The sequence below is a fragment of the Sorangium sp. So ce321 genome (assembly GCF_051530195.1).
Lineage (GTDB): Bacteria > Myxococcota_A > Polyangia > Polyangiales > Polyangiaceae > Sorangium.
The window spans coordinates 9317291-9340201 of the sequence record NZ_CP150329.1 but is presented as its reverse complement, the minus strand read 5'-3'; the positions used below and the strand labels follow the sequence as shown (position 1 = coordinate 9340201).

23 protein-coding genes are annotated in these 22911 nt (G+C 71.2%); 9 read left to right on the top strand and 14 right to left on the bottom strand.

The window, feature by feature from the left end; genetic code table 11:
* Positions 1–141: 141 nt before the first annotated feature.
* From WME89_RS34445 to WME89_RS34415, 7 genes are read right to left on the bottom strand one after another with little or no spacing between them, the layout of a single operon-like run.
* Positions 142–855 carry an ABC transporter ATP-binding protein gene (locus WME89_RS34445; protein ID WP_438003884.1) on the bottom strand — a complete coding sequence of 238 codons (714 nt, stop codon included), beginning with the start codon at positions 853–855 and terminating at the stop codon, positions 142–144.
* Entirely contained in the window at positions 830–1600 is a 771-nt protein-coding gene (locus WME89_RS34440) for an ABC transporter ATP-binding protein (protein ID WP_438012009.1), read from the bottom strand. Before WME89_RS34440 ends, WME89_RS34445 begins: the two co-directional genes overlap by 26 nt.
* The gene (locus tag WME89_RS34435) at positions 1600–2568 is read right to left on the bottom strand and encodes a branched-chain amino acid ABC transporter permease (protein ID WP_438003883.1); all 969 of its coding nucleotides are present in this window, start codon (positions 2566–2568) and stop codon (positions 1600–1602) included. Before WME89_RS34435 ends, WME89_RS34440 begins: the two co-directional genes overlap by 1 nt.
* A complete protein-coding gene (locus tag WME89_RS34430; RefSeq protein WP_438003882.1) occupies positions 2565–4727 on the bottom strand; it encodes an ABC transporter substrate-binding protein in 2163 nt (720 codons plus the stop codon). Before WME89_RS34430 ends, WME89_RS34435 begins: the two co-directional genes overlap by 4 nt.
* A 32-nt stretch (positions 4728–4759) precedes the next feature.
* Positions 4760–5590 (bottom strand): MetQ/NlpA family ABC transporter substrate-binding protein, encoded by an 831-nt coding sequence (locus WME89_RS34425; RefSeq protein ID WP_438003881.1) that lies wholly within the window; start codon positions 5588–5590, stop codon positions 4760–4762.
* 60 nt (positions 5591–5650) lie between these two features.
* On the bottom strand, positions 5651–6331 hold the full coding sequence (locus tag WME89_RS34420; RefSeq protein WP_437661182.1) for a methionine ABC transporter permease: 681 nt from the start codon (positions 6329–6331) through the stop codon (positions 5651–5653).
* Positions 6324–7322: a methionine ABC transporter ATP-binding protein gene (locus WME89_RS34415; protein ID WP_438003880.1), complete on the bottom strand. Its 999-nt coding sequence runs from the start codon at positions 7320–7322 to the stop codon at positions 6324–6326. Before WME89_RS34415 ends, WME89_RS34420 begins: the two co-directional genes overlap by 8 nt.
* 467 nt (positions 7323–7789) lie before the next feature.
* Here WME89_RS34415 and WME89_RS34410 point away from each other — a divergent pair, with 467 nt between their 5' ends.
* Complete coding sequence (locus WME89_RS34410) at positions 7790–9154, top strand: DUF2403 domain-containing lipoprotein (RefSeq protein ID WP_438003879.1); 1365 nt, start codon at positions 7790–7792, stop codon at positions 9152–9154.
* Positions 9155–9188: 34 nt separating this feature from the next.
* Positions 9189–9377 carry a hypothetical protein gene (locus WME89_RS34405; RefSeq protein WP_438003878.1) on the top strand — a complete coding sequence of 63 codons (189 nt, stop codon included), beginning with the start codon at positions 9189–9191 and terminating at the stop codon, positions 9375–9377.
* A 99-nt stretch (positions 9378–9476) separates the two neighbouring features.
* Here the strand turns inward: WME89_RS34405 and WME89_RS34400 are convergent, their stop codons facing one another.
* A complete protein-coding gene (locus WME89_RS34400) occupies positions 9477–10889 on the bottom strand; it encodes a proteinase inhibitor (RefSeq protein WP_438003877.1) in 1413 nt (470 codons plus the stop codon).
* Positions 10890–11415: 526 nt separating this feature from the next.
* Here WME89_RS34400 and WME89_RS34395 point away from each other — a divergent pair.
* Positions 11416–11802: a fucose-binding lectin II gene (locus tag WME89_RS34395; RefSeq protein WP_438003876.1), complete on the top strand. Its 387-nt coding sequence runs from the start codon at positions 11416–11418 to the stop codon at positions 11800–11802.
* Between the two features lie 38 nt (positions 11803–11840).
* Here the strand turns inward: WME89_RS34395 and WME89_RS34390 are convergent, their stop codons facing one another.
* Positions 11841–12584 carry a formylglycine-generating enzyme family protein gene (locus tag WME89_RS34390; RefSeq protein ID WP_438003875.1) on the bottom strand — a complete coding sequence of 248 codons (744 nt, stop codon included), beginning with the start codon at positions 12582–12584 and terminating at the stop codon, positions 11841–11843.
* Between the two features lie 186 nt (positions 12585–12770).
* Here WME89_RS34390 and WME89_RS34385 point away from each other — a divergent pair, with 186 nt between their 5' ends.
* The 3 genes from WME89_RS34385 to WME89_RS34375 all read left to right on the top strand — a co-directional run bounded on the left by WME89_RS34385 (position 12771) and on the right by WME89_RS34375 (position 15798).
* The gene (locus tag WME89_RS34385; protein WP_438003874.1) at positions 12771–13457 is read left to right on the top strand and encodes a hypothetical protein; all 687 of its coding nucleotides are present in this window, start codon (positions 12771–12773) and stop codon (positions 13455–13457) included.
* Positions 13458–13556: 99 nt separating this feature from the next.
* Positions 13557–14246: a hypothetical protein gene (locus tag WME89_RS34380; protein ID WP_438003873.1), complete on the top strand. Its 690-nt coding sequence runs from the start codon at positions 13557–13559 to the stop codon at positions 14244–14246.
* Between the two features lie 22 nt (positions 14247–14268).
* The gene (locus WME89_RS34375; protein WP_438003872.1) at positions 14269–15798 is read left to right on the top strand and encodes an NFACT RNA binding domain-containing protein; all 1530 of its coding nucleotides are present in this window, start codon (positions 14269–14271) and stop codon (positions 15796–15798) included.
* 36 nt (positions 15799–15834) lie between these two features.
* Here the strand turns inward: WME89_RS34375 and WME89_RS34370 are convergent, their stop codons facing one another.
* The 3 genes from WME89_RS34370 to WME89_RS34360 form a co-directional block, all read right to left on the bottom strand.
* On the bottom strand, positions 15835–16293 hold the full coding sequence (locus WME89_RS34370) for a tellurite resistance TerB family protein (RefSeq protein ID WP_437618806.1): 459 nt from the start codon (positions 16291–16293) through the stop codon (positions 15835–15837).
* 25 nt (positions 16294–16318) lie between these two features.
* A complete protein-coding gene (locus WME89_RS34365) occupies positions 16319–17098 on the bottom strand; it encodes a HAMP domain-containing protein (RefSeq protein WP_437661198.1) in 780 nt (259 codons plus the stop codon).
* Positions 17099–17238: 140 nt separating this feature from the next.
* Positions 17239–18276 carry a PA0069 family radical SAM protein gene (locus WME89_RS34360; protein WP_438003871.1) on the bottom strand — a complete coding sequence of 346 codons (1038 nt, stop codon included), beginning with the start codon at positions 18274–18276 and terminating at the stop codon, positions 17239–17241.
* Between the two features lie 271 nt (positions 18277–18547).
* Here WME89_RS34360 and WME89_RS34355 point away from each other — a divergent pair, with 271 nt between their 5' ends.
* Positions 18548–18970 carry a cupin domain-containing protein gene (locus WME89_RS34355; RefSeq protein WP_438003870.1) on the top strand — a complete coding sequence of 141 codons (423 nt, stop codon included), beginning with the start codon at positions 18548–18550 and terminating at the stop codon, positions 18968–18970.
* Positions 18971–19155: 185 nt separating this feature from the next.
* On the opposite strand, the gene WME89_RS34350 is transcribed toward WME89_RS34355, so the two are convergent.
* Complete coding sequence (locus WME89_RS34350; RefSeq protein WP_438003869.1) at positions 19156–19599, bottom strand: GxxExxY protein; 444 nt, start codon at positions 19597–19599, stop codon at positions 19156–19158.
* A 207-nt stretch (positions 19600–19806) separates the two neighbouring features.
* On the opposite strand from WME89_RS34350, the gene WME89_RS34345 reads away from it, so the two are divergent.
* Entirely contained in the window at positions 19807–20802 is a 996-nt protein-coding gene (locus WME89_RS34345) for an IS110 family transposase (RefSeq protein ID WP_438003868.1), read from the top strand.
* 156 nt (positions 20803–20958) lie between these two features.
* Here the strand turns inward: WME89_RS34345 and WME89_RS34340 are convergent, their stop codons facing one another.
* Positions 20959–21405, bottom strand: a complete 447-nt coding sequence (locus WME89_RS34340; RefSeq protein ID WP_438003867.1) for a CoA-binding protein — start codon at positions 21403–21405, stop codon at positions 20959–20961.
* A gap of 162 nt (positions 21406–21567) precedes the next feature.
* Between WME89_RS34340 and WME89_RS34335 the strand changes: the two genes are divergently transcribed.
* Positions 21568–22848: a mechanosensitive ion channel family protein gene (locus tag WME89_RS34335; protein ID WP_438003866.1), complete on the top strand. Its 1281-nt coding sequence runs from the start codon at positions 21568–21570 to the stop codon at positions 22846–22848.
* Positions 22849–22911 lie beyond the last annotated feature (63 nt).

Genomic DNA, 22911 nt, shown 5'->3' with positions numbered 1-22911 from the left:
CAGCAGGAGAGCGGAGGCCCTCGTTCGTCCGTGCATCCTCGCAAACTACCGCTCGCCCGTCCGCGTGGGAAGCCTGGTGAGCCGCGTCGGGCGCTGTCCGCCGACCAGCGCCCGATACGGGAAGCGCGCTTTGCGATCGACTCACACCCCGAGGTACGCCCTCCGCACTTCCTCCTTCCTCGCCAGCTCGCTCGCCTCTCCCTCCAGGTGGACGCGCCCCTCCGCCAGCACATAGGCATAGTCGCTCACGGCCATGGCCATGGCCACGTTCTGCTCGACGAGGAGCATCGTCAGCCCCTCGGCCTTCAGCCGGCGCAGCGACTCGAAGAGATCCAGCACCAGCCGGGGCGCGAGGCCCAGCGACAGCTCGTCGAGCATCAGCACCTTCGGATCCGCCATCAGCCCGCGCGCGACGGCGACCATCTGCTGCTCGCCGCCGCTGAGCGTGCCCGCCTTCTGGCCGCGGCGGTCCGCGAGGCGCGGGAACATCTCGAAGACGCGCTCCAGGTTGCGCCGCAAGCCCGGCTGCGCCCGCCGCGAGAAGGCGCCGAGCTCGAGGTTCTCGTGGACCGTCATGTCGGCGAACAGCTGCCGCCCCTCCGGCACCAGCACGAGCCCCTCGCCGGCGCGGGCGTGCGCCGGGAGGCGCGTCACGTCGCGGCCCCCGAACATCACCGAGCCGCCCCACGCCGGGAGCAGCCCCGTCACCGCGCGCAGCAGCGTCGTCTTGCCAGCCCCGTTCGACCCCACGAGGGCCGTCAGCTTCCCCGGCTCGAGGCGGAGCGTCACCCCCCAGAGGATCTGCACTTCGCCGTAGCCTGTGGCCAGATCAGTCACTTCGAGCGCGGCCGCCATCCGAGCCTCCTGCCAAGAGATCCTGCGCGAGCTTCGGGTCGCCGAGGTACGCCTCGATCACCTTCGGATCCGCCGCCACTTCCCGCGGCTCCCCCTCGGCGATGAGCTTGCCATAGTCGAGGACCACGATCCGGTCCGAGAGGCTCATCATCGCCTGCATGAGGTGCTCGATCATCAGGATCGTGACGCCCTGCCCGCGGATGTGGCGGATCGTGTCGATCATCCGGGCCACCTCGGCGGGGTTCAGGCCCGCGAGGACCTCGTCGAGCAAGAGCAGGTACGGCCGGGCCGCGAGGGCGCGGGCCAGCTCCAGCCGCTTCTTCTGCGCGACGTTCAGGCTGCCAGCCAGCTGCGCGGCGCGCTCGCCGAGGCCCACCAGGGCGAGCACCTCGTCCGCCACCCGGGCCGCGGCGCCGCGCCCGTGGTGCTCGCGGCCATAGCAGGCGCCGAGGATCACGTTGTCGCGCACCGTGAGGTCGTGGAGCGGCCGCACGATCTGGAAGGTGCGGGCCAGCCCGAGGTGCGCCACGCGGTACGGCGGACGGCCGGTGATGTCCTGGCCGCGGAACACGACGCGGCCCTGCTCGGGCGCGTGCACGCCGCTCACCACGTTGAAGAGCGTTGTCTTGCCGGCGCCGTTCGGACCGATGAGGCCGACGATCTCCCCTTCCTCGACGCCGAACGTGACGTCGCTCAGCGCCTGCAGGCCGCCGAAGCGCTTCGCTATCCCCTGGACCTCCAGCATCATTCGAGCACCCCCCGCGCGCGGGGCAGCCGCGCGCGCAGCCAGCCGACGACCCCGGAGGGCACGAACAGGACGATGAGCAGGAGCACGCCCCCCGCGAAGGCCAGGTGAAGGTCCTTGAAGAGCGGGGTCGTGAGCAGGAAGCTGCGGAGACGGTCGTACGTGGCGGCGCCCAGGACCGGCCCGAGCGCCGTCCCCGCGCCGCCCAGCATCACCATGACGAGCGTCTCGATCGAGGTGTGCAGCCGGAAGGCGTCGCCCGGCTCGACATTGCCGTTCTTGAAGAAATAGAGCGTGCCGACGACGCCAGGGAAGAACGCCGACAGCACGTAGGCGAGCGTCTTCAGCCGCGGCGTGTTCACGCCCATGACGAGCGCCGCGTCCTCGTCCTCGCGGATGGCGAGCAAGCCGAGCCCGAACCGCGAGCTCTTCACGAGCAAGCTGAGCGCGACGACGACCACCGTGACCCCGAGGAGCAGGGCGTACGTGAGCCAGAGCGCCCTGGCCGGGCCGCCGTACTCGCCGTACACGGAGAAGTTGATCGACAGGCCCGTCGCGCCCCCGAAGAGAGAGACGTTGTTCACGAAGGCCCGCGCCGCCTCGTTGATCCCGATCGTGGCCAGGGCGAAGTAGGCGCCCCGGAGGCGCAGGATGGCGAGGCCGAGGACGCCCGCGAGCGCGGAGGCGGCCAGGCCGCCGGCGAGCATCGCGAGGTAGAGAGAGACCCCTTGCTGGCTCAGGAGGTAGAAGCCGGTGTACCCGCCGAGCCCGAAGAACACGATGTGGCCGAAGTTCACGTAGCCCGTATACCCGAGCAGGAGGTTCAGGCTCGAGGCGAGCGTGACGAACGTCAGCAGGGTGAACATCGTCTCCCGCAGCGTGTCGCCGCGCGTCGCGAGCGGGACCACGCCCAGCGCCACGACGAGGAGGGGCGTCAGCCAGAAGGCAGGGTGTCGATGGGCGTTCATGTGCGGGCTCCCAGGAGGCCGCTCGGGCGGAGCAGCAGCACGAGGACGAACAGGGCGAACTCCACCACAGGCACCCAGCTCACGGGGAGGAGCATGGGGATGAGCCCCTCCAGCGTGCCGAGCAAGAGCCCTCCGACGAGCGCCCCGAGGGGGTTGCCGAGGCCGCCCAGCACGCCGATGACGAACGATTTGAGCTGGTACGACTCGCCGCTCAGGATGGTGAAGGGGAAGAACGTCGCGATGAGCCCGCCGGCCACCGCCGCGAGCATCGTCCCGAGCCCGAAGCTGAGGCCGAGCATGCGGGAGGCGGGGATGCCCATCAGCTCCGCCGAGGCGCGGTTGCTGGCCACGGCGCGGATCGCCTTGCCGAGCCGCGTCCGGCGGAGGAACAAGGTGAGCGCCGCCGCGACGAGGACGGCCATGAGCGCCGCCATGAGGCGCGTGCCCGGGAGCGACACAGGGCCGAGCCGCGCCGTGCCGAGCGAGTAATCGATGTTGCGAGGCGTGGTGGTCAAGAGCGCCGTGCCCAGACCGATGAAGATCATGTTGACGGCGAACGTGGCCAGCAGGGTCGTCAGGTGGTGCGGCGCATGGATCACCCGGTGTACGGCCACGGGGTAAATTATCAGCCCCAGCAGCAGCCCCGCCGCGGCCACCGCGATGAGCCCGACGTAGGGGTTCAGCCCCAGGTGGGTGAAGAGAAAGTGGCTGGCGAACATGCCGAGGGCGATGACCGCGCCGTGGCTCAGGTTGATGGCGCGCAGGACCCCCCAGATGAGCGTCATCCCCATCGCCGCGAGGCCGTACACGAAGCCGAGCATGAGCCCGTCCACGAGCGACGTGAGCAGCTGGCTGGGCCCCGCGGCCGCCTGATCGCGGGCGGGATACAGGGGCTTCGCCGTGCTGGCCTCCGCCGGCCAGACGACCCGCTTGACCGCCTTGCCCTGCTCGTCCTTCTGCCACTGGATGTACACCATCTCGTGGCCGATCTGGCGGCCGTGCCGCTTCGCGCTGGTGTCGTATTTCGTGTGGCCGAAGAAGGTCAGCATGTCCGTGCCGTCGAGCGCCGCCTTGACCTTCGCCGTGTCCAGCGACCCGGCCCGCGCTATCGCCTCCTCCAGGATCAGCCCGGCGGCATAGCCCCCCGCGCCGTGGTAGGAAGGCGTCTCCCCGTAGCGCTCCCGGTAGCGAGCGACGAAATCGCTCACCGAGGGGCCGTGCCAGGGGAGGCCCGCCGCGCTGGCGGCCTCGGCGCTGTATTTGACGGTGGACTCCCATTGACTCGGGCCGATGACGCCGAGCGCCGCCGCGCCGAGCTCCCCGAACCGCGGCTCCGGCGGCGCGACGAGCAGCGCGATGAACTTGGCCTGGATGCCCTTCTCCGAGAGCTGCCTGGCGAAGGTGCTCGTGTCGGCGAAGTGGCCGCCGCCCATGATGACCTCCACGTCGGCTGGCATCCTGTTGATGAACGGCGCGAAGTCCGTGGTGCCGGTGGCATAGCCCTCGAAGAGGACGATCTCGTAGCCCTTGCCCTCGCCGTGGCTCTTGGCCGCCGTGGCCACGTCGGTGGAGAACTTGTCCCGCTCGTGGACGATCGCCACCCGCTTCACGGAGGGATCGAGGTGGGCCAGGAGATCGAAGGCGCCGGCCAGGTAGCGGCTCGCGGGCGTGTACGTCATGAAAGCGAGCGAGTAGCCCTTGTCGTGCGTCGAGTCGGACGACGCGCCCGCCGTGACCATGACGCGGCCATACTGCTCGGCGATGACGGCGGCCGCGTCCGTCAGGCCGCTGCTGTACGGGCTGATCAGGAAATCGGCCCTGTCCTCGTTGATCAGCCGGGTATAGAGCTGCTGGACGCGATCCTTGTTGCTCTCGTCATCATAGAACCTGATGTCGAGGGTGACGGCGCTGCCGTCGGCGAGGCGGATGCCGCCCGCCTTGTTGACGTCGTCCACCCACATCTTGATGCCGTTGGTCTGCCGGGTCGATTCGACGTTGACGTTGCCCGTCAGCGACGCCGTGAACCCGACGATGGCGGTCCGCGACGGGGGCGCCGCCGTCCCCTGCGGGCCGGGCGCGCCGGACTGCGCGCTTGCGGGGGAGGGCGCGCACCACGCGATCGCCACCAGCGTCAGGATGAACAGGGCCAGCTTTCGCATCGCGGCATCCTACACCCCGATGCCCGCCCGCGTCAGAACGCCGGCACGACCGCGCCGCCATAGGTGGACTCGATGAAGCGCCGCACCTCCTCGGACTGCAGCGCCTTGATCAGCGCCTGCACCTCGGGCCGCGCCTCGTCGCCCTTCCGCACCGCCAGCACGTTGGCGTACGGGTTCCCCTTCGCGGGCTCGCGGGCGAGCACCTTCGCGTCCAGCTTCAGGTTCTTCTGCGCCTCGAGGAAGTAGTTGCCGTTGATGACGGCGGCGTCCACGTCCGCCAGGGTGCGCGGCTGCTGCTCGGCGTCGATCTCCCGCAGCGCGAGCTTGCGCGGGTTGTCGACGACGTCCTTCGCGGTCGCGGCGACGCCGACCCCCTCGCGCAGGCGCAGGAGCCCGTGCTGGGCCAGGAGCTGGAGCGCCCGGCTGCCGTTGGTCGGGTCGGCCGGGATCGTCACCTGCGCGGCCTCGGGCAGGTCCTCCAGGCGAGCATGCTTGGTGGAATAAAGGGCCAGCGGCTCGAGGTGCACCGCCGCCGCGCTGCTCAGCGAGAGGTGGCGGTCGGCGCTGAAGCGCTCCAGATAAGGCACGTGCTGGAAGTAGTTCGCGCCGAGCTGCCCGTCGGAAAGCGCGATGTTCGGCTGGACGTAGTCGGTGAACTCGACGACCTCGATCTTCACGCCCTCCCGCTCCGCCAGCGGCGCGGCCGCCCGGAGGATCTCCGCGTGCGGGACGGGGGTGGCGCCGACCTTCAAGGTGCGGCCGCCGCCGGCGGCCTCGTCGGGCTTCTTGCAGCCGGCGAGGGCGAGCAGCGCCACCAGGGAGAGCAGGAGCGCAGAGAGCACGGTCGCATGGGTTCGCTTCATGGTCAGTCCTCCGGAGGGGTCGCGCGGCCCGACGGCGCGGGCCGCGCGCGTGGAACAGGGTCAATCGCGGGCGTCGGCGCCCCGGGAGCTCGCGCGGTCGAAGCGGGCGGCGAGCCTGTCCCCGAGCAGCTGGACGGCTTGCACCAGGACGAGCAGCACCACGAGACAGCCCAGCATCACGTCGGTGCGAAAGCGCATGTAACCGTACTTCACGGCCAGGTCGCCGAGGCCGCCGCCGCCCACGGCGCCCGCCATGGCGCTGTATCCGAGCAGGCTGATCACCATGAGCGCCGTGCCGCGCACGAGGGACGGCAGCGCCTCGGGCAGGAGCACCCGGAGGATCACCTGCCGGTGCGTGGAGCCCATCGCCACCGCCGCCTCGACGAGCCCGGGATCCACCTCGCGCAGGCCCTGCTCCACGACGCGCCCCATGAAGGGGATCGCCGCCACGACCAGCGGCACGATGGCGGCCGTGGTGCCGATGGTGGTGCCCACGATCAGCCGGGTGAGCGGCACGATGGCCACCATGAGGATGATGAACGGCACGGAGCGCCCCACGTTCACGAGCGTGCCCAGCGACCGGTTCAGCAGCGGCCGCTCCCAGAGCCCGCCCTTGTCGGTGATCACCAGCAGCACCCCGAGCGGGAGCCCCGCGAGCAGGACCAGGATCGCGGAGACCGACGCCATGTAGAGCGTCTCCACGGTGGCCACCCAGAGCGACCCCAGGAGCTCGCTAGGCATGCGCGACGAGCTCCGGCGAGTAGCCCTGCTCGCGCAGGTGGCCCAGCGCCTGCTCCAGCGCCTCGGGGGCGCCGGTGAGCTCGACCAGCAGACGTCCCACCGGGACGCCGCCCACCCGCTCCAGCGTGCCCTCGACGAGGGTCGCGTCCACGCCGAAGCGGCGCGCCAGCAGCGCGAGCACCGGCTGAGCGGCGCTGTCGCCGGCGAGCGACAGGCCCACGAGGCGGCCCCCGGGGCGGACGGGCCAGCCGGCCGCGGCGAACGGCGCGTAGCAAAGCGCGTTCAGGCGGGCGCCGGGGCGCGCGAGAAGGTCGATGACCTTGCCCTGCTCCACCACGCGGCCCCGCTCCAGCACGGCCGCCGAATGGCAGATCTCCTTGAGCACCTCCATCTGGTGCGTGATGAGCAGGATGGTGAGCCCCAGCTGCCGGTTGATGTCCCGCAGCAGCCCGAGCACCGAGCGCGTCGTCTCCGGGTCGAGGGCGGAGGTCGCCTCGTCGGACAGCAGCACGCGCGGCCGCGGCGCGAGCGCCCGGGCGATGCCCACGCGCTGCTTCTGGCCGCCGGAGAGCTGAGCCGGATACGCCTGCGCCTTGTCCGAGAGGCCGACCAGCGCGAGGAGCTCCTCCACCCGCTCGCGGACGCGGCCCGGGGGCCAGCCCGCGATCGCCAGCGGATAGGCGATGTTCCCCGCCACGGTCTGCGAGGAGAACAGGTTGAAGTGCTGGAAGATCATCCCGATGCCCTGGCGGGCGTGCCGGAGCTCCCGCGGGCCGAGCGCCAGCATGTCCCGGCCCTCCACCCGCACCTCGCCCGCGGTGGGCCGCTCGAGCAGGTTGACGCAGCGGATGAGCGTGGATTTGCCCGCGCCGCTATGGCCCAGCACCCCGAGCACCTCGCCCGGGGCCACGCGCAGGGAGACGCCGTCCAGCGCCCGCACCTCGCGCTTGCCCTGCCGGTACACCTTGCTGATGTCACGCAGCTCGATCACGGCCGACGACCACCTCCGCACCCGCCTCGCGGCGGGCTCCGGGGCTGGCCCGGCAGCGGAGCGCAGCGCCCGTGCCGCTCGCGCGGAAGCTGCGGGCGAGCTTATAGCGGCCAGGCCTCGCGGGAGCAACACGAGGGCACCCGATTGCTGCCCACGCAGCAGCGCGGTCACCGCGCCCCGCGGGATCCAGGTCGCGCGGCGCGGGCTGGTCGAGGCCTGCGCCCACCCGTCCTCGCGCCTGCGGCTCATTCTGGAACGATCATTCTGGAACGATCAGTCCAGAATGAGCCGAAGGCGCGAGGGCACGTGAGTCCGGCAGGGTGCCCCGCGCCGCGTACCGCTCGACCGCGCTCGACCCGCGCAGGCCGGTGCCGATCGGCGCCTGTGTGGGCGTTGCCATGACCTACCAGCGCTCCCCTCGTCGTTTTTCATCACGGAACCAGCGCGCTCCGGAAACACTCACGGACATGGAGCGCTCATCGTTTCTCGTGCAGGTTGCTCTCGTCCTCCTCGCGTGCGCCTGCGGTGACGGCGGCGACCTCGGAGGAGGGGGCGGCGGGGGAGGCCAGGCGAGCGGAGGTGGTCCATCCACGGTCACGACGGGCGCCGGCGAAGGCCCGTCCAGCAGCGCGACGGGCGCGGGCGGAGGCCCGTCCAGCAGCGCGACGGGCGCCGGCGGAGGCCCGTCCAGCAGCACGACGGGCGCCGGCGGAGGGCTCGGCCCCCACGTCCCCGAGCCGAGCACCCCGACGCGCGGCGGGACGATGACGTTCACGAACATCGGCGCGCCCGGCTGGTGGCCCCGCCGCATCGACCGCGAGCCCGGGGATCCGGCGTGCGACTACAAGGACGGCGACGACACCTGGGGCGGGCACTGCTGCATGACGGAGCATCACACGACGAGCGACAAGCTCGCTCCGTTCGACGAGGAGATGACCCTCATCATGAAGGCCATCCGTGTGAAGCAGCTCGCCGTCTACCAGCCCGGCGGCGACCCGGCCGCCTGGCAGATGGTCTCGTCGTGGGACGAGAGGCGCGGCGTGGGCTCGAACCTGCTCGTCACCGAAGGGCAGAATACGTCCGCCGACTTCACGGGCGACCTCACGAAGAAGGACTGCGTCACGTATTTCATGCAGGACAGGCCCTTCCAGTGCGGCGACGGCAAGGACTACTTCTGCCCCGACGATCCGGGCATCATGCACCTCGGCTGGGCGGGGTCGAAGCTCGTCGTCTTCCTCGCCTCGATGACGTTCGACGACGCGGACGTCGAGAGATGCGACGGCGGCGGGCAGGGCCACCCCGGCCCGTGGGTCGCGTTCGTCGCGTCCGAGCTGATTCGCGACGGCGGCCGCAAGTGGAACGGGCTCTGCAACTGCTACTCGAAGACGGGCACGGTCGGCGACGGCTGCGGCGAGATCAACGTGTTCGAGGTCGTGATGGACAACAACGAGCACAGCAACCGCGAATTCATGAGCACCGGTGTCCGCTCGTACCAGGAAGGGCACGTCGGCGGCAGCGTCTGCGGAGCCGGCTGTAATCGCGACGCGTTCGCCGAGGACGTGGAGGTCGTGGACGCGTGCGCTCAGAAGGCCTATGAGGTGGGGCCCGTCATCGAGGCTGGCGGACGCTCGGACGGCTGCCCGACGTGGCGTCGGCCGCGCGGCGATCGCTACTTCATGATCCTGCTCGACGAGGCGCAGCGCGCGATCCAGGTCGCGGTCATCCACCCCGAGAGGATCCCCGCCGCCGCCGCCGAGATGCTCCCCGATCTGCCCGGCAGGCTCTCGCGCGCCTCGATCGACGCCATGGTCTCGATGCGCCTGCCCGAGTGAGCCCCTGAGACCAGACAACGCCAGCGGCGTCTACATGAGCCCTGTCGACCCGCCGCGCGGCAGCAGCCACTGGGCCGCGCACTCCCGTGGAGATGACAAGTTCATCGACTGGGGAGCCACCTTCGGCGCGGCCGACCTGACACAGCTGTGGGGCATCGGTTTCAGCTTCGGAGAGGGGGAACCATTCGACGTCTGGATCGACGACGTCTCGTTCTTGAAATGACCGCTTCGCGTCTCCTGCCGCCCCGCTCGCGAGGGCCCGCCGCCTGCCCGCTCGGCGCGGAAGGCGAGCCTCGGGGCCGCCGCGCGCTCGCGCTCCGTCTCAGGGCGAGACCTCGAACAGACACCGCGTGATCGGGATGCCGACGTCTGCCCACACGTAAAGGTAGTATTTCGTGCCCGGGACGAGCTCCTCGGGGCTCCCGTCGGCAGGATAGCCCTGCTTCGTGTTCGGCGGGACCTCGCCGTAGGTGATCCCGCTCTGCACCGGCTCGGCGGTCCAGGGCACGTCGAGCCGCCAGATCGTCCCCTCGGGCAGGTCGAGGTTGGGCGGAGCGCCCGGGTTGCTGGCGTCCGCCGACAACACGTAGACGTAGCGGGCGTCGCCGCCGCTCCAGGTGACCTTGCCTGCGGCGTCCACGCCTTCTCCCGCCGCGCAATCGCTCGGCTCATAGAGGCTCTGCTGGTGGAGGGGCCCGCCGAACGGCTCCTGATCTGCGAAGTCCTCCCTCGTGAACCCGCGGCGCTCGAGCTCGCCCTCGAAGAACGCGACCATGCGCGCCGGGTCCGTGGTGGGCAGGCCGGCGACGTCGCGGGAGAAGCCGTTGTTCTGGTCCGGCGGATAGGCGCCGAGCGCCGCCGAGGAGACCCAGCCGGCGGCCAGCGCCAGGCCCGTCGGATAGAAGCTGTCGGTCCAGACCGGCCCGGCCTCGATGTACCAGTTCGAGGTGCCCGCGGCCGGCGCGGCCTTCTCCGAGTGACAGCACACGCACCCGCACGCCTCGGTCTGCTCCGTGACCCAGGCGAGCTCGCCGAGCCACTCCGGGTCGGAGAGGCGCGGATCGTCGCTCGGGGTCTTGAAGTCGGAGGGCGGCGCCGGCCAGTACGGGCGCTGCGTGAGGACCGGCTCGCACGACGCATAATCGGTGAACAGGCGGCCGGGCTCGGTGCAGGCCGAGATCGTGCCGAACGTGCAGACCTTGCCGTCGCTCTGCCCCGCCGGCTCGCCGGCCTTCGGGTCGACGCAGGTCTGCGTGGGCCACTGAAAGACGGCGCCGCCCGTGCCCACGCCGCCGCCGGGCTCCTCGTCCGCGCCCTCGCAGGCGTCGGGCTCGAACTTGCCGCCGCCGAACATCTCGCAGCCGCGCTGGGTCGAGGCGCACTGGCTCGCGTCGCCGCCGGGCAGGACGATGCTGTATTCGTCCTCGGTCCCGCCGTCGAGCACGCAGCGGCCGAGCGTCTCCGGATAGGCGCAGCGCTCGGCCCCGGTGAAGGTGGAGCCCTGGAGCGCCTTGCAGTCGGCCTCCGCAGCCTCCGCGGTCCAGCCTGTGCCGGTGTAGTCACGGCACTCCTCCGCCTGGGTGATGGGGCTCGTGTAGACGCAACGACCCGGCGCCACGAACGCCTCCGGGGCAGCCTCGTCCTCGCCCCCTTCACAGGCGCCCAGCCCTCCGAGGGCCGAAACGACGAGCGCAGCGCCCAGCGTCGCATGCGGTGAACCGAGGAGCTTTTGCATGACGGTCGAACCTCCTGAACCTGACCTTCGAACGGCGGTCGAATGTTGCTTGGCTCACTGTTTCGTCCAGCGAGCGTCCTCTTTAATATCGTTTGTTCATGGTTGTGCAACCTTCGTTTATTCTTTGCGCGTACATTGTGAGTAAAGGTGCGACCATGATCGTGACGCAGTGTGCGAGAGCCTGCCGGTGGCGTGGGAAGAGGGGTCGTCGGGGCGGGGCGATCGACCTCGGCCAGACGGTCGAGCACGCCGAGGTCCTCGCGCTCGGGAGAGCCGATCAGCGCGAGCGAACACTGCCAGACAGCAGCGGACAGGGCGTGCACGCGAACTCCAGCTCACGCCAGGGCTGGTGTCCCCCCGAGATCCCGGATCGGTCTGCCCATGACCGCTTCCAGCAGAGGAAGATGTTTGTCGTTGCACGCTTGCGGCAGGTTTGATAGCCATCCTCTGACGCCGCGAAACCGTCCCGTCCTCGACGGTCGTCCTCCCGGCCGCCGGTCGCGATCCATGGAAGGAGCATGAGCAGATGCCTCAACTGAACGGCAACACCTGTGAAATCGATGAGCTTCCGGACGGTGTGACCGTGACCATCAAGGTGACGACCAACTCAAGGCACACTCAGAAGGTGACCGTGACTCGCAATGATGAGGTGTTGAGCGTCTTCGCGGGCTCCGGTGAGCGCAACGCGATGACGGGCCAGTCGACCATCGTTGCCAGCTCGAGGGCGAAGCTGCAGGCGAAGTTCGAGTACCAGACGGACATCAACGCGGAATGGCGCAAGTCCACCGACCTGAAGTCCGGCGGTCCTTACGCGGTGGGCAACTACAATCTCCTGGTGGTCGTAGCCGAAAACGGAGACGACAGCGACTACAACGACAGCATCGTTGAATTCAGCTGGATCACGCCCAAGTAGCATCGTCACCGCAGCTTCGTCCCTGGGGGGACGCGGCGCTACGGCCCCGGCCGCGGCTCCTTGCAGCAGCGAAACCCGATCTCGTAGAACCGGAACATCGGTCCATGCGAGTCGTTGGTCCCGCGGCACCCGGCCCACGGCTTGGACCAGTAGCCGCCCTTCAGCGATGAAGGGTGCGGCCACTCGGGTCGCGAGGTCGACACCCACTCTTCCACGTTGCCGACGAGATCGACGACGCCGTACGGGCTGACGCACGCGGGGTACGAGCCCGACGGCTCGCCCTGCCAGAGCCGCTGCGTCTCGGCGGCCCGCACCGCCGGGTCGTCGGACGCGAGCCGCCGCTCGCTGATGCCCCGGTACGGCTTGCTCACGTTGCAGGCGGCCGGATCCTGCGCGTGGCCGTAAGGGAAGGGGAGCGCCGAGGGCCCCTCGCACGCGAGCTCCCACTCGAACTCGGTGCAGAGGCGCTTGCCGACGGCGGCGCACTCCCGCTCGGCCTCGACGTAGCGGAGCATCACGACCGGCAGCGCGCCGGCGCGGTTCGGCCACTCGTGGCGATCCATGCAGGTGCGCACCGGCGTGGAGCGCGGCTCGGCCGCGAACAGCCCGGGGAAGAAGCTGAAGCAGTGGCCGCCGCGGTAGCTCGTGCAGATCCGCTGCACGTTCTCGTGGTGCGTGCCCTCGACGAGCACCATGTCGGGCGGGCAGGCCGCCGCGGCCCCCGGCCGGGGCGGCGCGTCGGCCTGGGCGAGCAGCGGAGCGAGAAGGAGGTCGAGGAGCACGCGGCGGCTCTGTATCGCAAAGCCGCGCGGCGCACGAGGGGCTGCGCGGCCGCCCGCGCCAGCGTCGCGCCGGAGCGCACACCTGCGGTGGTCCCGGGCCCATGGATCCAGCGGGATGTTGCGGCGCCCCAGGGCGTTCGTGCTGCGCGCTCGCGCCGGAGCGAGCACCTGCGGTAGTCTGGCGGCATGGGAATGATGCGGCTCAGGACGCGAATCGCTGCGCTCGGCGCCCTGGCCTGGGGGAGCGCCTGCGGCGGCAACGTCGTCGTCGACGGGATGCCCGACGGATCAGGGGGTGCCGGCGCGACGAGCGCCAGCGCGAACAGCGCCAGCGCGAACAGCTCCGGCGTGACCAGCAGCAGCACGAGCTGGACGACCACCTCGGCGGTGACGAGCTCGTCCACCGGGGTGGGTGGCGGCGAGCCGAGGTCGCGGTGCGAGGCGTTTTGCGAGCTCTTCTCGGAGACGTGCGGGCCGGTGCCGCAGGGCTGTAGCAGCGCCTGCGATGATCAGCTGGGCATGGCGCCCCAGTGCAACGACCTGCTCGTGCCGTTCTTCGATTGCGCGATCGGCGACGTGGGGCAGTGCGACGTCGTCTCCGCCAGGTGCGAGCCGCTCCTGGACCAGTACGACAAGTGCGCGTCCGGCGACGCGTGCGGGACGCTCGAGTGCTCCCGCGGCGGCGACCGGACCTGCCACTGCAAGGGCTCGTGCCAGGGCATCGACTTCGCTGCCGAATGCCGCCCCGGGATGGAGGGGATTCTCTGCTCGTGCCTCGTCAACGGCATGGAGGTGGCCGGCTGCGAGGACCGCGGTCCGGCGTGCGACGTCGCCCTTGGCTGTTGCGGGCCGATCTTCGAAGAGTTCCGCTGAGGGGCACGAGCGGCGTTCGCCATGGAGGACGAGCAGGGGAGCGGGCGCGTTCATGACGCGCTCGCGGCGGAGCGCGCACCTGGGGTAGTCTCGCGTCCCATGGAGAACTCGCGGCGCGGGACACGCCTTGCTGCGCTCGCCGCCCTGGCCTGGGGGAGCGCCTGCGGTGGTAACGTCGTCGTCGACGGGATGCCCGACGGATCTGGAGGCGCCGGCGCGACGGGCACCAGCGGCGTCGGCGTCGGCGTGACCAGCACCAGCGCGAGCTGGACGACCACCTCGGCGGTCACGAGCTCGTCCACCGAGGTGGGCGGCGGCGAGGCCTGGTCCCTGTGCATGAGCTATTGCGAGCTCGTCCAGGAGAGCTGCCGGCCGGAGTCGCCAGTTGACTGCAGCGGCCATTGCGACTGGCAGCTCGCCAAGGCGCCCGAATGCATCAGCCTGCTCGTCCCCTTCTACGAGTGCGCGATGTCCGGCGCCGGCCGGTGCGAACCCTTCCCGGTCATGTGTGATTCGGACGTGGATCGGTATACGATGTGCGCGTACGGACCGGGCTCCGGCTCCGACTGCGGCTCCTTCACGTGCTCCGACATCGGCGACAGGACCTGCCACTGCAAGGGCTCTTGCTCGGGCGTGGACTTCGCTGCCGAGTGCCGCTCCATCGGGCCCAGCAGGGTCATCTGCTCCTGCTCCGTCGACGGCACGGAGGTGAGCGTCTGCGAGGACGTCGGCTCGGCGTGCGACCGCGCAGGCGGCTGCTGCGGGCCGATCTTCGAAGAGCTGCGCTGAAAGGGCACGGGCGGCGTTCGCCATGGACGACGAGCAGGGGGACGCGGGGCAGCGCGGGGCGCTCGCCGAGGCGCTCGCGGGCTGGGTGGGCGCGCGGATCGACGCGGCGCACGCGAACCGCGCGACGGGGCTCGTCGCGCTCGCGGTGTACGCCGGGGGGCGGCGCGTGCTCGGCGCCGGCATCGGGCCGCGCGTTGCCGGGGCAGGGGTCCTGCCGCGGGTGCCGCGGCTCCGCGCCGGCGCCGAGCACCCGCTGGTCGCCGCGATGCGGGCGCACCTCGTCGGCCGCAGCGTGCTGGCCATCGAGGTGCGGCGCGACGGGATCGCGGTGGTCGCGGGCGAACCGCTGCCGGGGAAAAAAGGTGGTGAGGATGAAATCGAGGCCGAGGCTGCGCACGGGCCGGGGCACGCGCCGGGGCCTCGGCCGGAGCTCGCGCCGGGGGCGCGCCTGGAGCTCGCGCCAGGGCGCCGGGGCGAGGCGCGGCTGCTCGACGCCGCCGGCGGCCTGATCCTCCGATGGCCCCCGCAGGGGAGCGACCCGCCGGCGGAGATCGCCTACCCGGCGGATCCGTTCGCCGCCGGCGCGGCGCTGGTCGAGGCGAGCGACGCCGCGGCCGCCGCGCAGGAGAAGGCGGCGCTCGCGCGCGCCGTGAGGGCGCGGCGCGCGGCGCTCGAGCGCAGGGCCGAGGCGGTGCGCGGCGATCTCGGGCGGCTCGGGAGCGTCGCGCGCCTGCAGAAGACGGGGCAGCTCCTGCTCGCGCAGGGCGGGCGGGTGCCGCGGGGCGCCGCGAAGGCGGTCCTCGACGACTGGGAGACGGGCGGCACCATCGAGGTCGCGCTCGACCCGGCGCGCCCCGCGAAGGCGCAGGCCGAGGCGTTCTTCGCGAAGGCGCGGCGCTACCAGCGCGGCGAGGCGGTGATGCGCGCGCGCCTCGCCGAGACCGAGCGCGCCCTCGCGGCGGTCGTCGCGCTCGAGGCGGACGTCGCGGCGGCCGAGGCGCGGCCGGAGGCGCTCGAGCCGCTGGCGCAGCGCGCGCGCTCCCTCGGCGTGTCGCGCGCGGAGCTCGCGGGGGTGGGCGCCGCTGGGGGCGGCGAGGCGGGAGCGGCGGCCAGCGCGGCGGGGGCCCGCGGCGCGCGGGCGGGGCGGGCCGCCTCGCGGCTGCCGTTTCACGCGTTCCGGAGCGCGTCCGGGGCCGCGATCCTCGTCGGCCGGGGCGCCGCGGACAACGACGCGCTGACGACGAAGCACGCGCGGCCGCACGACCTCTGGCTGCACGCGAAGGGCGTCTCGGGGTCGCACGTGGTGGTGCCGCTCCCGAAGGGCGCGAGCTGCCCCGCCGACGTGCTCGTGGACGCGGCGACCCTGGCGGCGCACTTCAGCGACGCGCGGGGCGAGGTGGTGTGCGAGGTGAGCTACGTCCAGCGCCGCCACGTGCGCAAGCCGCGCGGCGCGGCCCCGGGCGCGGTGACGTACGACCGGGAGAAGGTCATCGCCGTCCGCGTCGAGGCAGAGCGCCTGTCGCGGCTGCTCGCGACCAAGGAAGAGGGCTGACGCGCGCCGGGGCGGCGGCGCGGCGGCTGACCGCGCTCAGACGGCGAACGCCGCCCGCACCTGGTCGTTCAGGTGAGCGAGCCGGCGCGCGGGGAGGTCTGCCGCGCGGGCGAGCGACTCGATGACCGCGCGCTCCGCGTCGGAGACCCCCTCGCTCGCGTGGGCCACGGCCAGGGCGACGATGATGCCCTCCTCCACCGCGTCGCAGTCCATGAGGATCTCCGCGAGCAGGCGCACCCGGGGCTCGACGCCCGCCGCGGCGATCACCTTCAGGCTCGCCTCGATGAGGTACCGGACGAGCTCGGCGTTGAGCTGGGTGCCGAGCATCGGCTCGATGAGCTGCCGCAGGGCGTCGATCTCGTCGGCGTCCACCGTGCCGTCGGCGTTCGCCACGAGCGCGCCGAGGTCGACGATCGGGGTCGGGTTGTACTCGTTCAGGTCGAAGCGAGCGCGGAGCAAGCCGGCCGCTTGCTCGACCAGCGCGGGAGCCTTCATATCGTCTCCGGTCCGGCGATTCGCCTCATGACTGGCCACCTCTCGGCGCGCGGCGCCGCACCGTCTCGGCCTCGCTGAGGCCGAGGCAGAGCTGCGCCCGGAGCGCGCGCAGCCCCTCGAGCACCTCGGTCGAGGCCGACTGGGCCTCGGCCCGCTCGATGGCCGCGTCGAGCGTCGCGAGCCTCCCTGTCTGGAGCGCCTTGAGCGAGTAGGTCATCTGCACGAACGTGTCGAACAGGTCGCCGAGCTCATCGCCCTTGCGCAGCCCTTCCCCGATGGTGAGCCGCGTCGTCCCTACCTGGCGGCACAGGCGCTTCAGCTGGTGGACCGGCCCCACGATGCGCTGGGTGATGTAGATCCCGAGCACGCTGAGGACGACGAGGAGGAACGCGCCGCCCCCGAGGAGGATGTTGAGCAGCCGCTGGCGCAGCGCCTCGACCTCGGAGCGCCGCTTCGCGACCTCCGCCAGGTTGCGCTCGTGCTCGCGGTTCGTCTTCGCGAGCTCCTCGTCGAGCGTGCTGTCGAGGTCGGAGCCCTCGCCGCCCAGGGCGGCGGTGCTCATCTTGAGGATCTTGGCGCTGTTCGCCGCCTCTTTGAGCGCGAGCTCCGCCTGGGTGGCCGCGTACTGCGCCTGCTCGTTCGCGACGCTCGCGGTCTGCCAGATCACGAGTCCGAGCGCCACCATGACCCCGAGCACCACCGCGACCAGGAGCCCCGTGTACTTCAGCTGGAACCGCGGGTTCAGGAGCAGCTTGCGGCGTGCGGCCGGGCGGGCTGTGGCGCGATCCTGGGCGGGAGAGGTCATGAGGTCTCGTCAGCGGGCGGACGGCAGCACCGCCTGCACAGGACAGGGCACGAGCGGGGCGGGCCGCGCCGGTGCGACCCCCTGACAACGCACTGCGGTCTCACTGGTAACCCATTCCCTGCGCGGGTCGCAAGGGCCATTCAGAGGTCGAACAGCGTCCCCTGCCGGCTCGGCCGCCGGAAGGTCGAGCGCTCTTCTGCCTCGTCTGCCGCGTCGCCAGCGCGCGCGGCGTTCAGGCCGAGCCGCTGGCAGTGGACCTCGAAGAGCCGCTGGATCGCCGCCCAGCGCGGGCCTGCGCCCTGGAAGCGCGCGCCGAACGCGGCCTCGTTCATCTTGCCGCCGCGCATCTCCTGGATGCCGCGGCGCACCTTGCCGGCGCGGTCCGGGAAGGCCTCCTCGAGGCGCTCGTCGAAGACCGGGAGCACCTCGCGCGGCAGGCGCAGCGGCATCATGAAGGCGGTCTTCGCGCCGGCGTCCCGCGCGCGCTCGAGCAGCTCCGGGACGTCGCTGTCGTTCAGGCCGGGGATCATCGGCGACAGGGAGATCCCGGTCGGCACGCCCGCGTCCGAGAGGGCGCGCATCGCCTCGAAGCGCAGCGACGAGCGGCTCGCGTACGGCTCCATCTTGCGCGCCACCGCGTCGTCGGCGAACGGGATGCTGAAGTGGACGCGGGCGCGGGCGCGGCGCGCGAGCTCGCCGAGCAGGGCGGCGTCGCGCCGCACGAGCGCGCCCTTCGTGATGAGCCCGACGGGGTTGCGGAAGGCGAGGCAGACCTCGAGGCAGCGGCGCGTGAGCTCGTAGCTCGCCTCGAGCGGCTGGTAGCAGTCGACATTGCCGGAGAACACGATCGTGTCGCCCTGCCAGCCCGGGCGGGAGAGCTCCTTCTCGAGCAGCTCGGGCGCGTTCGCCTTGACCACGATCTTGCGATCGAAGTCCGTCCCGGCGCCCCAGCCGAGGTACTGGTGCGAGGGGCGCGCGTAGCAGTAGGCGCACGCGTGGATGCAGCCCCGGTACGGGTTGACGCTGAACCGGAAGGGCAGGTCGGGGCTGTCGTTCGCGGTGACGATGGAGCGGGCCTGCTCCTCGAAGATCTGCAGCGTCGCCGGGGGCGCCTCTTCGAGGTACTCGACCTGCGTCGACGACCACGGGTTCGGAGGGTTGTTCACGGGGCGCGGCATGGTGCGGGCGGCGCCGGGCGAGGGGACGCGGCGCCGAGCGCGGAGTGTAGCGCGTCCTGGCCGGGATGGGAGCGTTTGTTCAGTGGAGCCCGGTGAGCGCTGGCGCCCTCAGGCGTCGCGGGCTGGGCGGCGGCGCCGGTAGCGGCCGCGTCTCGGGGCGATGGTGGGCGCGCCGGGAGAGCGGATTGACAGGGCAGGGAGGTCCTGCTCGCATGAGCGCACTCAGCAGCATCAGCGCGCTCAGCAGCTCAGCGGCGTAATGAGGCACAAGATGGCCAATTCGAGACAGCCCGGGTTCGATCTCCGCAGCACTTACCTGCACCTCGCGGACGGCGGCGATGCGCTGCCCATCGAGGTGAGGCCGACGTTCTGGCAAGAGCTCATGTCCGGCGACTCGAAGGCCGAGGACATCCGGCGAGTCGAGCACGTGGGGGGCTGGCTGGTGACGACGTTCCACATGGACAAGGACATGCAGCAATGGGAGATGCACCCGGCCGGTGACGAGATCCTGTACCTCCTGTCGGGCGCGGGCGACGTCGTGCTGCAAGAGCAGGGCAGCGAGCGGGTCGTCGAGCTGCGCCCCGGGACCGCGTGCAAGGTGCCGCAAGGCGCGTGGCACCGGCTGATCGTCCGGGAGCCGGTGGAGATCCTGGCGATCACGTACGGGAAAGGGACGCAGCACCGGCCGCTGTAGCTGCGCTGCGGACGAGCCTTCGTCCGGCGCTCATGCCTGGCACCCGACCCGCCGTACCGGCCCGCCTGCAAACCTCGATGGCATGGGGGATGGCGGCACAGAAGGAATAGCCTGCGTGTGTCTGCGATTCAGAAGAAAATTTGAACCACAGAGGCACAGAGGCACAGAGGCGAGAGAAAAATGGACTATATATCGTTGATGACGCGCTTGATGCCGAGGCGTAGCGCGGGGACGTTGAACGTGACGAGCAGGCCATGCCGGATCTTCGTGGCCTTCAGGTAGGAGAGGAGCTGCGCCATGTGGATGGGGGCGAGGTGCTCCACAGCCTTGAGCTCGACGAGCAGGAGGTCGGCGACGAGCAGGTCCACTCTTCCCTCGCCAACGACTCGTCCCTTGTAGTCCACCTGTATTGCCACCTGCCGCCTGAACGAAACTCGTCGGAGCGAAAGCTCCACGCCGAGCGCTTCCTCATAGATCGATTCGAGGAACCCGGGGCCGAGCACGCGGTGCACCTCTATCGCGGCTCCGATCACCTGACGGGTAAGCCCTCTCAGCTCGACATCCCGCTCACTCTCCTCTCCCTCTGTGCCCTCTGTGCCTTGTATGTTCCGCGAGCGTACTCGATCCACGTCGTCGTCGTACCGAGGGGGGGCCCGGGGGGGAGACCGGCAACCTGTGGGTTTGTGGACAAGTTCGCGGGGAGCGGCCAAAAAGCTACGCGCGGTAGACCGTTTGTGTCTTGGTCTGGAGACCGTCACAGAGCATGGGTCGCCGCGCCGTAGGTCCTGGATGAGCCCGTACGGCTGCCTGAGGGAAAGCTCGCATATTTCGCAAGGATGGGCGACCGGGGCCGGGTTGTAACAGAGGGGAGAAAGGAAGGGACGGACGTGGGCGGGTTCGTAGGGATCGATGTCTCCAAGGAGCATCTGGACTGGGCCGTGCACGGAGAGGCCACGGACGCGCGCCTCGCGCATGACGAGGACGGCCTGCAAGAGCTGGTTCGCCGTCTGAACGAGCTGCGGCCAGCGCTGGTGGTGCTGGAGGCGACGGGGGGCCTGGAGATGGCCGTGTTGGCCGCGCTCAGCGTTGCCGGCCTGCCCGTGGCCGTGGTTAACCCGCTCCAGATCCGCAACTTTGCGCGCGCCACCGGCCGGCAGGCCAAGACGGATCGGCTCGACGCCCGATGCATCGCGCACTTCGCAGCCGCCGTGCAGCCGCCGCTGACGCCCATGCCCGAGGCAACGACCATCGAGCTGGAGCTGATGCTGGCGCGCCGGCGCCAGCTGACCGGCATGCTCGTGGCGGAGAAGAACCGCCTCTCTGGCCTCATCGGTCCGCGTAAGGTGGCGCGTGTCGTCGCCAGCATCGAGCGCGTGATCAAGACGATCGAGAAGGAGCTGGAGAAGCTCGACGACGAGCTGAAGACCAAGATCGAACAGAGCCCGGTATGGCGGGCGAAGGACGAGCTGCTCCGCTCGGTGCCCGGTGTCGGGCCTGGCACCTCGCGCACGCTGCTGCTCGACCTGCCTGAGCTGGGAACGCTCAGCCGCCAGCAGATCGCGGCGCTCGTTGGCGTCGCGCCGTTCAACCGCGACAGCGGCAAGGCCAAGGGACGGCGAGCGATTTGGGGTGGCCGCGCTTCGGTGCGCTCGATGCTCTACATGGCCAGCGTCACCGCCGTGCGATGCAACCCCGTCATTCGTGCCTTCTACGACCGGCTGCGAGCCGCGGGGAAGCCCTACAAGGTCGCCATGACGGCTTGCATGCACAAGCTGCTCACCATCCTCAACGCGATGGCGAAGGCAGCACGGCCTTGGCAGGCCGCTGCTTGACAAAGAACACGGCTGCTCTGTGGTTCATCACCATCTCATCGACGACGCCGGAAGCTCAGTTGCGTCGCTAGCACCGGGCTCTCAAGCCAACGTTGTCGACGTTCCAGCGCTCTTCAGGCCAGGAGCCAGCGCGCAGCGCGGTGCCCGGGTGGGGGCTCAGCCCCGCCCGGCGTAGCGGCGGTGGTCGACCATCAGGCAGCGGTCCTGCACGACCAGGATGCCGGCCTCGACCAGCCGCTCGGCCACCTGGTCGTTCCGGATGCCGCTCTGCAGCCAGACCGCGCGTGGCCGGGCGGCGAGCAGATCGTCGAGGTGCGCGGCGACGTCCTGGCTGCGCCGGAAGACGTCGACGATGTCGATGGGCCCCGGGACGTCCGCCACGCGGCGGTAGACCTGCTGGCCGAGGATCGTCTTCACGTCGGGGTAGTAGACAGGGACCGGGATCACCTCCACGCCCGCGCTCTTCAGGTAGCTCGGGACGTAGAAGGCGGGCTGATCCGGCTGCGCCTCGGTCTTGATGCCGAGCACGGCGATGCGCCGCGCCGCGCGGACCAGCTCCGCCAGCCGGGCCTCGTCGTTGCTGATGTCGCGAATGTCGTTCATGCGGTGGAGTGTACGCCCGCGGGGCCGATGCAGCACCCCGGGGGTCTCTGCCCGCGGTCTCCCCGGATCCATCACGATCGACGCGGCAGGGCGATCATGCGAGGGCCCCCGGCGCTGTTCGGCGTGAGCCCCCCGCCCGCCGCCTGTGGCAGACTCGGCCCCGTGAACCTCGACCGGCTCTCCGCGCTCTGGGCGGACCTCGTCCGCTCCCCCGCCTCGCTGCCCGTCGCGCTGGGCATGTCGCTGGCCGTCTTCGCGCTCGGGTTCGTCGCCTACCGCCTTTTCTTCGCCCTGCTCGCGCGCGTCGCGCGCGCCACGCAGACGTCGCTCGACGACCTCTTGATCCGCCGCATGCGGCTGCCGGCGCGCCTGCTCGTCGCGCTGCTCTCGCTGCACACGTACATCGCCCTGCGCGGGGGCGAGCTGCCCACGCTCCACAAGGGCGTGCTCCTCATGGAGCTCGCGCTCGCTTCGTACCTCGCCATCGAGATCGCCGAGACCATGGTGATCGACTACTGGCTCGCCGAGCGCCAGAAGGTGCAGATCCCGGCGCTGGTCCGGCACCTCCTGCTCGCGATCCTCTACCTGGTCGCCGGCCTCTCGATCGTCGGCGCGGTCACCGGGGTCGACCTCGTGCCGCTGCTCGCGACGTCGACCGTCATCACGGTGGTCCTCGGCCTCGCGCTGCAGGACACCCTGGGCAACCTCTTCGCCGGGCTCGCCCTGCACTCGGAGCGGTCGTTCGGCGTGGGCGACTGGATCCTCGTCGACGGCATCGAGGGGCAGGTGGTCTACGTCGGGTGGCGCTCGACGCGCCTCAGGACGTTCTCCGGGGACATCGTGATCCTGCCGAACTCGGTCATCGCCAAGGCGCGCGTGCAGAACTTCTGCGCGCCGGACCGGACGTGCGCGCGAAACATCGAGATGCTCGTCTCGCTCGGCGCCGCCCCCGAGGCCGTGGAGCGCGCCGCCCAGCGCGCCTGCGCAGAGGTGCCGGACATCCTCCGCGAGCCCCCGCCGCGGCTCTGGCTCGCGGCCGTCACGCCGCTCTTCCTGCGCTACGTCATCAAGTTCTGGATCGCCGACTTCGAGCGCCACGATCTGCTGGAGTCCGAGCTCATGAAGGCGTTCTTCCGCGCGTGCCGCGAGGAGGGCGTCGCGCTCAGCCCCGTCGCGGCGCAGCCGGGCGTCGCCATCGAGCTGCGCCCCGCCGCGCCCGGCGAGCCCGCCGCGGGCCCCGTGGCGCCGCCGGCGCTCGCCGCGGCGCCAGCCGTCGCGCTCGCCGCGGTGCCGGCCGTCGCGCCCGTCGCGGCGCCGGCCGCCGGGCCCGCCGCGGCGCCGGCCGCCGCGCCCGCCCCGGCGCCAGCCGCCGCGCTTGCCCCAGCAGCCCCGGCCCCAGCCGCCCCGGCGCCGGCCGTCGCGAGCCGCGAGGTCGACGCGTGAGCGCCGCCGCCAGGGGCGCTGCCCATGCCTCTCTCCGGGCGCTGAGCCCGCTTTGCTGGCGCG